Genomic DNA, 12,731 nt, shown 5'->3' with positions numbered 1-12,731 from the left:
TCAATTTAAATCAATGGTTTGATTGGCTTTCAGTGCTGAGCTGAATACAATTGTGCGGTCTGCCCGGTCACCGGATTGACGTTATCCGAATACTGTGATCTTTTGATCAAAATATTCGAGGTCTGAAATGTCTGACTATTTCCTCTATCATTCGATCGGCACTTTCCCCGGTAAGGCGAAAAAGATGGCGGAAGCTTTGTCCGCTTTCTCAGCCGTTTGGTCTGCTGAGGATGATGGTCAATGGCCAGCCGCACTCGCTGCACGTCAGACTTTCATCGATGCCTGGCGGAATGTGATCGATGCGCCAGCGGGTTCGCTGACGACAGCCGAGAATGTTACAACCGCGCTTTACAGCATCATAGGCGGCCTGCCAGCGGAGCGTCTGCGCGGTAAGCGGCTGCTTGTGGCCGCCGATTGTTTCCCGAGCCTGCATTTCATGCTGGCAGGCATCGCGCAGCGCTTTGGTTTTACGCTGGACACTGTGCCGATGCGTCCCGGCGAGGCATGGGTGCGTGATGAGGATTTCATTGCGCGCTGGCAGGACGATGTGGGCGTTGCACTGCTGACATTCGTTTCATCCACCACCTCGCATAAGGTGGATGTTGAAGCCCTTTGCGCCCATGGCCGAGCGATGGGAACACTCGTCGGTGTCGATATCACGCAGGGCGTCGGCGTTCTGCCGTTCTCGGTCAAGACGACCGGGGCTGATTTCGTCGTTTCCACCTCGCTGAAATGGCTGTGCGGCGCTTCGGGCGCCGGGATCATACAGGTCACACCATCGTTGCTGGCCGATTTGCGCCCAGAGCTTCGGGGTTGGTTCAGTCAGGAAAACCCCTTTTCCTGGGATCTCGACGGGTTTTCCTTTGCAGCTGATGCGCGGCGCATGGATCATGGTACGCCAGCGATTCTGGCTTCGGTCGCGTCTCTGCCAGGTATCCAATGGGCAATGGAGCAAGGTGTCGACAACATCCGCGCGAACAATCTCGCTAGCGCCCATGCAATCATTGCGCGCGCACAGAATCTGGGTTGGAAACTTGTTTCCCCGGTCGACGATGCACGGCGCGGCGGCAGCGTGATGCTGACGCTGCCAGCTGATGTCGTTCCGGCAGCGGTTGTATCGGCGCTGCGCGAGCAGAAAATCTATTGCGATGCGCGCGGCAGCACGATGCGGCTATCGCCAGGTTACGTCACGTCCACCGATGCGGTCGACCACCTATTCACCGCGCTTGAACGCATTGTGCCGAAACGAAATGCCTGATGCAGATTACAGGCACGATAAACTATCGATCATAATCAGAGACACGAAGTCCAGAGAGGAACCATGTTTAAAAAAGTCGCTATTCTGACAGCTGCGGCGTTGTCGTTTATGGTTTCGTCCGCCTTTGCGGACGGCAAGATTGTTGTCGGCTCCTATGCGGCCAACCCGCCATGGGAATTCAAGAACGAGAAGGGTGTCTTCGAGGGCTTTGAAGTCGATGTCGCGACCGAAGCCGCAAAGCGGCTCGGCATGGACGTTGAATTCCAGCCTCTCGGTTTCCAGGCGCTGTTTGCCGCCACCAGTTCGGGCCGTATCGATTTCGCCATTTCGTCCATTTCGGTCACGAACGAACGCCTGAAGACGCAGTCTTTCACGCAGCCTTATTACGACAGCGACGGCACAATCGTCGGCAAGGCCGATGCCCCGGTCAAGACGCTGGAAGACCTCAAGGGCAAGGTGATCGGCGTCGTCGCTGGCACCACCGGCGAGAGCTGGGCAAAGGAAAACGCCGAGAAGCTTGGCGTTGCCGAGGTCAAGAGCTATGCGGCTCAACAGGATCTGCTGCTCGACGTGCAGACGGGTCGAATTGTCGGTGGCGCCGGTGAACTGGCCGGCTTCCAGTACGCGATCCAGAAAATGCCAGCCTTGAAGGTTCTCGTTCGTATCCCGACTGGTGAACGCTTTGCCATGATGGCCAAGAAGGATCTCGAAATCCTGCCGAAGGTCAATGATGCGATTTCCAAGATGAAGGAAGATGGCACTCTCGCCGCCATCCACAAGAAGTGGTTCGGTGTTGAACCGGATGCCGGTACTTCGACCGTCAAACCGATGCCGGTTCCATCCGCGCAGTAAACGCGAGCAGCTGCGTCGGAGTGTCTGACGCAGCCGCCTCTCAAACCATCTCAGGATTTCCGGATTGATGCCATGGGTCTGATCGAAACGTTTTTCAATTGGGACATTCTCGTCCGGTCCTTTCCAATTCTGCTGCTCGGGCTCGGGAATACCCTGCTTCTGGGCGTGACCGCCATTTTCTTCGGCAGTCTTTTCGGTCTGCTTCTTTGCTTTGTGCGCCTCTATGCGCCCAAACCGTTTCAGTATATCGCCATCGGCTATATCGATATCTTTCGGGCGTTGCCGGTTCTGGTGGTGCTGATCCTGATCTATTATGCACTGCCTTTCGTCGGCATTTCGTTTTCCTCTTTCACCTCGGCGACGCTGGCGCTTTCCATGGTGCTCGCCGCTTTTACGGCTGAAGTTTGCCGCGCGGGCATCGAGAATGTGCCTAAGGGGCAGTTCGAAGCAGCGGTCTCGCTGGGCCTGCCTTTCTGGCAAGCGATGCGCAAAATCATTCTGCCGCAGGCACTCAAGGTCATGGTGCCCCCACTGACCTCCAATTGTATCTCGACGTTCAAGGATACAGCGCTCGCCTCGGTAGTTGCCATGCCAGATCTGCTCAAGCAGGCCAACGACACGCAAGCGCTGATGGCCAATCCCACGCCTTTGATTGGCGCCGCAATCATCTATTTCGCGTTCCTCTGGCCGATGGTTCGTCTGGTAGGCTATCTCGAAAAGCGCAGCGCCACCGCAAAGACCGCCCGCTGACCTCGCCAGAACTGGTTTCCCCCGATGACCGATAGTATCTCCGTAAACACGTCCGACCGCCCGGCCATCATTATGCGTGGCATCAACAAGTGGTACGGTAATTATCACGCGCTACGCGATGTCACCCTCTCGGTTGCGAAAGGCGAGCGCATCGTGATCTGCGGGCCATCGGGCTCGGGAAAATCGACAACCATCCGCTGCATCAATCAACTGGAAAAGCATGAAAGCGGCTCGATCGTCGTCGACGGCATAGAGCTTAACGGCAAGGGTCCGCAGCTGGATGCCATCCGCCGCGAGGTTGGCATGGTGTTCCAGCATTTCAACCTATTTCCGCATCTGACGATCCTTGAGAACTGCACCATCGCCCCGATGACGGTGAAGAAGATTCAACAAAAGGAAGCCGAAGACCTCGCCCGCAAGTATCTTGAGCGCGTACGCATTGGCCATCTGGCGGATCGCTATCCTTCGCAGCTTTCGGGAGGACAACAGCAGCGCGCAGCAATTTCGCGGTCGCTTTGCATGCAGCCTAAGGTGATGCTGTTCGACGAGCCGACCTCGGCGCTCGACCCCGAAACTGTGGGCGAAGTGCTCGATACGATGATCTCGCTGGCCGAAGACGGCATGACAATGCTGGTCGTGACCCATGAAATGGGCTTTGCCCGTCGGGTTGCCGACCGGGTGATCTTCATGGATCACGGCGCGATTTGCGAGGAAGCCAAGCCGCAAGATTTCTTCACTGCGCCGAAGAGCGAGCGGGCCGCCGCCTTCCTTCGACAGATCATGCACTAGAGCGGTTTCAGTGAAAGTTGAGTCGTTGTAACCGCTCTAACCTTTTGTTTATATGCACATCTTATCCGAAAACCGCTTTGCACTTTTCGGGATGTGCTCTTGCCGCGAAAGCGGTACAGACATTCGTTTGGGAGTATCTCGATGCCCACAGCTTTTGAAAGCGCCGGAGCGTTTCCGGTGGACCGCGTGCGCGCCCATTTTCCGGCTTTATCCCTGCCGGGCAATCCGGTCTTCTTCGACAATGGTGCTGGTGCGCAGGTGCCTCAGGGCGTTATCGACGCTGTTAGCCACCACATGCTGCACCGCATGGTGCAGCGCGGAGGGCGCTATGCATCGAGCCGGGCGGTGGATCAGGCGATAGACGAGGCGCGCCAAAGTGTTGCCATTCTCGTCAATGCCTATGATCCGGTTGAAATTTCCTTCGGTATGAATGCGACCTCCTTTATCCGGCTCGTCAGCCTCGGCATCGCCAGGATGATCGATGAACGCAACGAGATTGTCGTTACCGACATGGATCATGACGCCAATATCTCGACCTGGCTGGCGCTCGAAAGCCAGGGGGTGAAATGCGTCTGGTGGCGGATGCGCGAGGACGGTAACCTGCATGTCGATGATCTGAAGCCGCTGCTCAACAGGCGTACACGTTTGGTGGCCGTCACGGTCGCCTCACATTCCATCGGCTCGCTTGTCGATGTGCGTAGCGTCGCGGAACTGGCGCATGCTGCGGGAGCGGAAGTTTTTCTGGATGCCGTCCATTATGGGCCGCATGGTCTGATCGACGTTCAGGCTTGGGATTGCGACTATTTGGTCTGCTCGGGGTACAAGAATTTCTCACCGCATATGGGCTTTCTCTGGGGCCGGTTCGACCTTCTCAAGGCCTTGCCGACATTCAAGGAAGACTTCATCCCCGACGTGCCTCCACACAAGATCGAAGTCGGCACCTTCACCTATGAAAATGCTGTCGGCATGGGCGCTGCAGTTGATTATCTGGAATCGCTTGGCCGCAACTTCGAGGCGTCGTCTGAAAAATCGCGCCGCGCCAATCTGGTGGCTGGCATGGCGGCTATCAGGGCCTATGAAACGACGCTGTCGCTTTCTTTCCTCAAGGTTCTGAAATCACACGGCGCCATCGTCTACGGCATTGCGGACGAAGCGCGCATTGCCGAACGTGCACCCACTTTCTGCTTCAACCTTCCGGGCAAGCAGCCAGCCGATATTGCTCAGGCCATGGCGGATACGGGTATCATGATCCGCGATGGTCACCTGTTTGCGCCGCGGCTGATGGCACGGCTGGGGCTCAGCATGGAAAGCGGTGCGCTCCGGGCAACCCTGGTGCACTACAATACGGTGGAAGAGATCGCACATTTCGACAGGGTGCTGGCATCAATTCGGAATTGAAATCCGCCTCTGTATAAAGTGGTTGGGAATCTGGTGCGTCTGATCCCGCGACGGTGATAAGCACTGTAAGGCCGCCGCCTTCATTCAACGGCGGCCTTTTCGATTGATTATGCGTTATTTATCTAATCGCTTTCGCCGTGCGAGCATGTTGAGTGCCTCGACGAGCGCCGAGAAACCCATGGCGGCATAGATGTAGCCTTTCGGCACATGGAAGCCCAAACCGTCGGCGATCAGCGTCATGCCGATCATCAGCAGGAAGCTCAGCGCCAACATTACAATGGTCGGATTGGCGGCGATGAAGCGCGATAGCGGATCGGCAGCCAGCAGCATTACCGCCACAGCGGAGAGAACGGCGATGACCATGATGGCGATTTCGTCGGTCATGCCAACGGCGGTAATAATCGAGTCGACTGAGAAAACCAGATCGAGAATGAGTATCTGCACGACGGCAGCGCCCATCGTCAGTTCCGCGACTTTACCACCGATATTTTCCTTACCGTCATTCGGATCGACCGTGTGATGGATTTCCTTGGTCGCCTTCCAGACAAGGAAAAGACCACCCGCAATGAGGATGATGTCGCGCCACGAAAAGCCGTGGCCAAACGCTTCGAAGATCGGTTCTTTGAGCTGCACGATGATCGAGATCGTGAAAAGTAGCGCCAGACGCAATATAAGCGCGGCACCAATGCCGATCCGTCTTGCTTTTGATTGTAAATGAGCGGGGAGTTTGTTCGTAAGGATCGAAATGAATATCAGATTGTCGATGCCGAGGACGATTTCCATCGTCACCAGCGTTATCAGTGCAGCCCAGCCGCCCGGGCTGGATAGAAACGCCAGATGCTCAGTAAGCAATTCCATGTAGACGACCCTTTGCGAAAAACTCGGTCGCACAGAAATAAGCATCCCGGATCGTTGTTCAACTACGCGTGATCAAAGATTTTCCACAACGTTGCCAATTGGCCATTCAAAAGCGCGGCGCGTCGGGCTGGAGGAGAGGTTTGCCTCAAGGTCGCTGAGCGGAAACGAGCGGACATTACGGAAGATTAATTTTACTTTACAGTAAAGTAAAATATGTTGGAAGCGTATATTTGGCTATCGTCCCCTATCAAGTCGGGGTCGGATCTTACGGCCTCGACGGATGAAAAGGCACCGACATATGAAATCTGGGAAACGCGGTTTACTGCTATTTATATTGGGGCTGTTCCTCGTCGGAGCTTATTTCGCATGGCAGGGCATGCAAAAGACCTCAGCTGAGGCGACGACGGCAGCGGCTGCAACAACTCCAGCAAGAGCGACAGCTGTCGAAGCTGCAACCGTGGAAACACGGGATCTGGACAGCATCATCTCGGCAGTCGGCAGCCTTCGCGCCAAAGAATCCGTTACGCTGGCATCGGAAATCGGCGGGCGCGTGGACAAGATTCTGTTCGAAGAAGGCCAGCGTGTTCAAGCGGGCAGCGTCCTCTTCCAGTTAGATACCTCGATCCTGAGCGCTTCCGTACAGTCAGCCCGGGCGGCAAATGTGCTTGCCAAATCCACCTTTGACAGGACGGAAGCCCTATCGAAGCGCGGTATCAGCGCGACGCAGGCTCTGGAGGAAGCGCAGGCAAATCTGCGCAACACCGAAGCTGCTTTGGCACTGGCCGAAGCGCAGCTAGCGCAGACTTCGATCAAGGCGCCCTTCGATGGCGTGGTCGGTCTGCGCTCCGTCAGCGTTGGCGCTTATGTTACGGCTGGATCCACCAATCTGGCCAAGCTGGATCAGATCGATCCGCTTGTGGCTGAGTTCACCTTACCGGAAGTGGCGCTGGCGGATATTACGCCCCAGCAGCAGGTTTCGGTGGTTGCGGACGCGCTGCCAGACCAGCGGTTTCAAGGTCAGGTCTATGCCATCGAACCGTCCATCGACGAAACCGGTCGTTCCATTCGTATGCGTGCGCTTATCGCAAATCCTGATCTGAAGTTGCGACCGGGCCTTTTCGTGCGCGTCAATGTCACGACTGGCACCAAGGCAGATGCCATGCTGGTGCCGGAAAGCGCCATTGTGCCAAGCGGCGAAACACAGACCGTCTATCGGATCAAGGATGACGATACGATCGAGATCGTTACGGTAACTTTGGGCCAGCGTCTGGATGGGAAAGTGGAGATTGTATCCGGGCTTGATAACACGGCGCGGGTGATCACGGCTGGGCAGCAAAAACTGCAGAATGGCAGCAAGGTCAGCGTTCAGGAAGCGCTGGCGGAGGGCTCGGTCTAATGTCCATATGGGAAATGTGTGTCCGCCGACCAGTCTTCGCGACTGTTCTGAGCCTTGTTCTCGTGCTGCTCGGCATCGTATCCTATGAGCGGTTGAGCACCCGCGAATACCCCGATGTTGAAGAACCGACGGTTTCGGTTTCCACGACCTATTCCGGCGCCAATGCCGAAATCGTGGAAAGTCAGGTGACGCAGGTTCTGGAAACGCAGCTTTCCGGCATTGCCGGTATCGACGTGGTGTCATCGACAAGTCGCGCCGAAACCAGCGCTATCACGGTGCGCTTTACCCTGGGGACAGACCCCGAAGTCGCGGCTGCAGAAGTCCGCGACCGCGTGTCCCGCGCAAGGCGCAATCTCCCGGATGAGATTGACGAGCCTATCGTGGCCAAGGTGGAGGCGGATGCCCAGCCCATCGTCTATGTAGCTTTTACAAGCGACCGCCATTCCGGCCTTGAAATCACCGATCTTCTCAACCGCTCGATTGTTGATCGCATCCAAAATTTGCCCGGCGTCTCGGAAGCCCGTGTTTTGGGCGCGCGCGAATATGCGATGCGCGTCTGGATCGATGCTCGCAAGCTGGCGGGTTATGGCTTGACGGTTCAGGATGTCGAAACGGCTCTTGAAAACCAAAATGTCGAAGTGCCCGCCGGGCGTATTGAAAGCAAGGACCGGGAGTTCACGCTTCTCGCCAATACGGCGCTGACGACGCCTGAAGAATTCGCGGATATCATAATCAATGTCGTGAATGGTTATCCGGTGCGTCTGCGTGATGTCGGAAGGACCGAATTGGGCGCCGCCGACGAACGGCGCGCCACCACCAAACAGGGGCAAACGGCGATATCCATCGGCGTTGTCAAGCAGGCGACAGCGAACCCGCTTGATGTCGCGAATAGCCTGCGCGCTGTTCTCCCCGGCATCCAGGAGAGTCTGCCGGATGGGATGCAAGCCGAAATTACCTATGATACGTCGATCTTTATCGACCGTTCCATTGCAGCAGTGTTCACTACGATTGGGGAGGCGATAGTCCTCGTCATCATGGTGATCTTCTTCTTCCTGCGTTCAGTGCGCGCGAGCCTTATTCCCATCGTGACAATACCGGTTTCGCTCATAACGACGCTGGCAATCATGTTTGCCTTCGGCTTCAGTATCAACACACTGACCTTGCTCGCCATGGTACTGGCTATTGGTCTGGTGGTGGATGACGCTATCGTCGTTCTGGAAAACGTGCACAGGCGTATCGAAGAAGGGGAAACCCCGGTACAGGCAGCCATTGCCGGTACGGGAGAAATCGCCTTCGCGGTCATCGCGATGACGCTTACACTGGCTGCTGTCTATGTGCCGATTGCGTTCACGGAGGGCCGGACCGGGCAATTGTTCATCGAGTTTGCCCTGACACTCGCGGGTGCAGTGCTGGTCTCCGGTTTCGTGGCTCTGACGCTGACACCCATGATGTGCGGCAAGCTGTTGCGTCACAATGAAAATCAGGGTCGGATTTCACGCGCCTTGGAGGGGTTTCTCGACCGTCTCAACGAGTATTATCGGCGCGCGCTCGGCCTTGCCATGCGACACAAGCTAATTGTGCTCACGAGCGCTGCGGCAACGGCTGCCTTGGCGGGTTTCCTTTATGTCAATCTGCCAAGCGAACTTGCTCCGGTGGAGGATAGAGGTGTCATCCGCATGGCGGGCACTGCTCCGGAAGGTTCAACGCTTCAGTTTACGCAGCGTTATGGTCAGGTCAGCGAGGAGATCCTTTCCAACATACCCGAGATCAGTACCTATTTTGCCATTTACGGTTTTCCGCAGGTGACCAATTTCAGCGCCTTTGGGCTGCTGAAGGACTGGGACGAGCGTGATCGCAGTCAGCAGGAAATCATTCAGTCCATCGGTCCGCAAATGACGGCGATCCCGGGCGTTCGTGGCTTTGCCTTTAATATGCCATCGCTTTCGACCGCACGTGGCAGCGGGGCAGGCGCCAATAATCCGGTCCAGTTTGTGATCCAGTCTTCCTCAAGCTACGAGGATCTCAATACGCTTGCGAACGCATTTGTCGATAGGATCAAGGAGAATCCAGGACTGGTGAACGTTGAATCGAACCTCGATCTCAACAAGCCTCGTATGGAAATCAACATGAACCGCGAGAAAATCCGCGAGGCGGGTCTACAGGTTTCCGATGTCGGGCGTACGCTGGAAACGATGTTCGGCAGCCGTCAGGTAACACGCATCGACCGGGATGGCGAGCAATCGGATGTTCTTGTCCAGCTTGACGCCAGCGACCGTGCTACACCGGATTCCATCAATATCGTCAATGTGCGTGGCTCGTCCGGCCAGCTTATTCCGTTGTCCAATCTCGTGACCGTCAAGGAAAGCGTCGAACCAGCTAATCTCTATCGTTTCAACCGGCTGCGCTCGGCAACGATCAGTGCGGGTCTGGCTCCCGATTATTCACTGGGCGAGGCGCTGACTTATCTGCAAAATACCGCGAATGAGACCTTTCCAACCTATGCGCAGTACGATCTGGAAGGGGAGTCTCGTGAATTCACCAGCTCCAATTCAAGCATTCTGTTCGTGTTCGGCCTGGCTATCCTGTTTATCTATCTGGTTCTGGCAGCGCAGTTTGAAAGCTTTGTCAGCCCATTCATCATTCTGCTCACGGTTCCGCTGTCGATTGCGGGCGCTTTGCTGGCGCTGTGGCTCGCAGGCGCGAGCATGAATGTCTATAGCCAAATTGGTCTGGTCACACTCGTCGGACTGATTACCAAACACGGTATTCTGATTGTCGAGTTCGCCAATCATATGCGTGACCAGGGGCGGGACGCTGCCGAAGCTGTGGTGGAGGCGGCGGTGATGCGCCTGCGCCCGATCCTCATGACCACAGGGGCAATGGTGCTTGGCGCTATCCCGCTTGCCATCGCGACCGGGGCCGGTGCGCAAAGCCGTCAGGCCATCGGCTGGGTGATTGTTGGCGGTATGTCCTTCGGCACCTTGTTGACCCTCTTCGTGGTGCCTGTGGTCTACACTCTTGTGATGGGCAGGGCCAAATATTCGCAGGAGATACCGAGCAAAGCGTAAACGATGGTGGGCGGATATTTGAGCGCGCTCAGGAAGGAATGAGCGCGCCGGAATTTAGTGTCGGATTCGTCCCGTTCAATGGCTTTGTGCAGCGCGCGTCGGCTCGCGCCGATGAGGCGCTCGCTCTTGTCCCTAATGAGCCAAGGTACCGGAAATTAGCTGTCAGGCGAGTTGCTCTGTAAGGTATTTTGAAACGAAATCCACAAAAGCCCGTACTCGCGCCAGTGGATAGCGGCTTGCAGGCCAAAGAAGATAAAATATCCCGGTATTGTTGGCCGCGCCCGGCAGAACATCGACCAATGAACCATCCCGTATTCTGCTTTTAGCGGAAAAGCTTGGCAGCATGGCGATGCCGTTTCCATCCAAAACCAATTGTATAATGGAATCGACGGTGGTTACGGTGAATGTTTCCGGCGCCCTCAAGGTCTCGTCGTCCTGACCGGCCAGTTCCCAGGGAGCAATCTTACCGGTTTCCGAATAACGGTGCCTGAGGCAGCGATGGTTCTGGAGATCGGCAATGGACTTAGGCGCGCCGCATCGTGCGATATAATCCGGTGAGGCGACGAGACACCACGAAAACTCACCGACCTTCCGGTAAAGCAGGCGACTATCCTTCGGTTTTCCGGTGCGGATCACCACATCGAACCCTTCGTCAATGACATCGGCAAAGCGGTCGCTGATATCCAACTCGAGATCAACTTCCGGATAGGCCTTCATAAAAGCGCTGACGGCTGACACCAGCAGCGTGGATGAAATGGGCAAGCCGATTTTCAGGCGTCCGCGGGTGCCCTGAGATGACTGGGATAACTCTGCCTGCGCCACTTCGAGTTCGCCTAGAACGCGGCGGCACCGTTCAAGAAACAGTTTTCCTTCGGTGGTAAGTGCGATTGAGCGCGTCGAGCGATGAAACAGTCGCACACCGAGTTGCTCTTCAAGCTTTTGCACCGATTTACCAACAGCAGAAGCCGACAGGCCTACAATCTGGCCCGCCTCACGAAAACTTCTCTTTTCGGCAGCATGTACGAATGTCTGGAGTGCGCCGATATTATCCAATTTCAATTTCATTCCGGAAAATCCTTCCACAATGATCCGAATTCAAGCGCTATTAAGCTATCTCGTCAACGCCGATACAAAGGCTGTCAGAAAATTGATGAATGCCAGTTCAGGAGAACCAGAACATGAGCAGCCTTTTCAAGCCGTTTAACCTTTCGGGTCTTGCACTACCCAACCGCATTGTCATGGCGCCAATGACTCGTTCGCGGAGTTTTAGTGGCGCGGCTGACGAGCTGGTTGCGCTCTATTACAGCCAGCGCGCGACAGCGGGGCTGATCGTCACCGAAGGTACGCCGATTTCGCGTGAAGGGCAGGGATATCTTTTCAATCCTGGAATTTTCAGCGAAGAACAAATCAAGGGCTGGCGTCTGGTTACCCAGTCTGTTCACAGCGCAGGCGGTCGTATTTTTGCCCAGCTCTGGCATGTTGGCCGCATTTCCAACCGGTCCATTCAGGAAGACGGCAAGGCACCCGTTAGTTCAACAGGCCGAGTGGCGTCAGGCGCTATGTCTTTTGTTCGTAATGCGAATGGTGAGCCCGATTTCGTGCCGGTCTCGGAGCCGCGTGCCCTTACGACTGAAGAAGTGAAGCGGGTTATCGGTGACTTTGTGCAGGCAGCACGCAATGCCGTCGATGCGGGCTTCGACGGCGTCGAACTGCATGGTGCCAATGGCTATCTGCTGGAACAGTTCATCAACCCACTGGTCAATGACCGCGACGATATCTATTCCGCCAAAACCATCGAAGGGCGCCTGCGCTTTGTGCTCGAAACCGTCGATGCGGTATCGGAAGCCATTGGTGCCAGCCGCGTCGCCATTCGCCTGTCGCCATATGGCACCATTCACGACAATCCACTGTTCCCGGACCTCGAAGAGACTTATGTCGCACTGGCAGCGGAACTGGGCAAGCGCGGCGTGGCCTATGTTCATGTCATGGATCAATCTGGGCAGGTCAAGCTGCCTTATGGCGAACGCCCTGTCAGTGATGCCATTCACGGCTTGATGGAACAATGGCGTCCGTTGTTGCCGAATACGGCACTCATCCTGGCTGGCGGTCTGGATCAGGCGCGTGCTCAGCGTCTGCTTGATGCCGGATTGATTGACCTTGCGGCGTTCGGCCAGCCATTCATCGCCAATCCTGATCTGGCCGAGCGGCTGCGCAACAACTGGCCTCTGGCAGAGCCTGATCGCGCAACATATTACGGTGGCGGACGCGCGGGCTATGTCGATTATCCGCCCTATGCTGGACGTTCGCTGGTCGCCTGATCGTCAGGTTCCCTCCCTTTGGCTTCGGCGTCGCACTCATGAAG

At 56.1% G+C, this 12,731-nt stretch carries 10 protein-coding genes; 8 read left to right on the top strand and 2 right to left on the bottom strand.

Annotated elements, in window-relative coordinates; genetic code table 11:
• The first annotated feature begins 127 nt into the window (after window positions 1-127).
• The 5 genes from FIC94_RS16775 to FIC94_RS16755 all read left to right on the top strand — a co-directional run bounded on the left by FIC94_RS16775 (window position 128) and on the right by FIC94_RS16755 (window position 5,047).
• Window positions 128-1,258, top strand: a complete 1,131-nt coding sequence (locus FIC94_RS16775) for an aminotransferase class V-fold PLP-dependent enzyme (protein ID WP_140025623.1) — start codon at window positions 128-130, stop codon at window positions 1,256-1,258.
• A gap of 63 nt (window positions 1,259-1,321) precedes the next feature.
• Window positions 1,322-2,110, top strand: a complete 789-nt coding sequence (locus tag FIC94_RS16770; protein WP_121537615.1) for an ABC transporter substrate-binding protein — start codon at window positions 1,322-1,324, stop codon at window positions 2,108-2,110.
• Window positions 2,111-2,182: 72 nt separating this feature from the next.
• On the top strand, window positions 2,183-2,860 hold the full coding sequence (locus FIC94_RS16765) for an amino acid ABC transporter permease (RefSeq protein ID WP_109366193.1): 678 nt from the start codon (window positions 2,183-2,185) through the stop codon (window positions 2,858-2,860).
• A gap of 24 nt (window positions 2,861-2,884) precedes the next feature.
• A complete protein-coding gene (locus FIC94_RS16760; RefSeq protein WP_109366192.1) occupies window positions 2,885-3,649 on the top strand; it encodes an amino acid ABC transporter ATP-binding protein in 765 nt (254 codons plus the stop codon).
• Between the two features lie 141 nt (window positions 3,650-3,790).
• Window positions 3,791-5,047, top strand: coding sequence for a cysteine desulfurase-like protein (locus FIC94_RS16755; protein WP_140025622.1), 1,257 nt, complete (start codon window positions 3,791-3,793; stop codon window positions 5,045-5,047).
• A gap of 114 nt (window positions 5,048-5,161) precedes the next feature.
• Here FIC94_RS16755 and FIC94_RS16750 read toward each other — a convergent pair whose 3' ends face one another.
• Window positions 5,162-5,905 carry a TerC family protein gene (locus tag FIC94_RS16750; RefSeq protein WP_140025621.1) on the bottom strand — a complete coding sequence of 248 codons (744 nt, stop codon included), beginning with the start codon at window positions 5,903-5,905 and terminating at the stop codon, window positions 5,162-5,164.
• Between the two features lie 376 nt (window positions 5,906-6,281).
• Between FIC94_RS16750 and FIC94_RS16745 the strand changes: the two genes are divergently transcribed.
• Window positions 6,282-7,301, top strand: coding sequence for an efflux RND transporter periplasmic adaptor subunit (locus FIC94_RS16745; protein ID WP_180918023.1), 1,020 nt, complete (start codon window positions 6,282-6,284; stop codon window positions 7,299-7,301).
• Window positions 7,301-10,369, top strand: coding sequence for an efflux RND transporter permease subunit (locus tag FIC94_RS16740; protein WP_140025619.1), 3,069 nt, complete (start codon window positions 7,301-7,303; stop codon window positions 10,367-10,369). Before FIC94_RS16745 ends, FIC94_RS16740 begins: the two co-directional genes overlap by 1 nt.
• A gap of 162 nt (window positions 10,370-10,531) precedes the next feature.
• Here FIC94_RS16740 and FIC94_RS16735 read toward each other — a convergent pair whose 3' ends face one another.
• A complete protein-coding gene (locus tag FIC94_RS16735; protein WP_235892039.1) occupies window positions 10,532-11,452 on the bottom strand; it encodes a LysR family transcriptional regulator in 921 nt (306 codons plus the stop codon).
• A gap of 95 nt (window positions 11,453-11,547) precedes the next feature.
• On the opposite strand from FIC94_RS16735, the gene FIC94_RS16730 reads away from it, so the two are divergent.
• The gene (locus FIC94_RS16730) at window positions 11,548-12,687 is read left to right on the top strand and encodes an alkene reductase (protein WP_140025618.1); all 1,140 of its coding nucleotides are present in this window, start codon (window positions 11,548-11,550) and stop codon (window positions 12,685-12,687) included.
• Window positions 12,688-12,731: the final 44 nt, after the last annotated feature.

This window comes from Ochrobactrum teleogrylli (assembly GCF_006376685.1).
GTDB classification, from domain to species: domain Bacteria; phylum Pseudomonadota; class Alphaproteobacteria; order Rhizobiales; family Rhizobiaceae; genus Brucella; species Brucella teleogrylli.
This window is presented reverse-complemented; position numbering and strand designations above follow the sequence as displayed.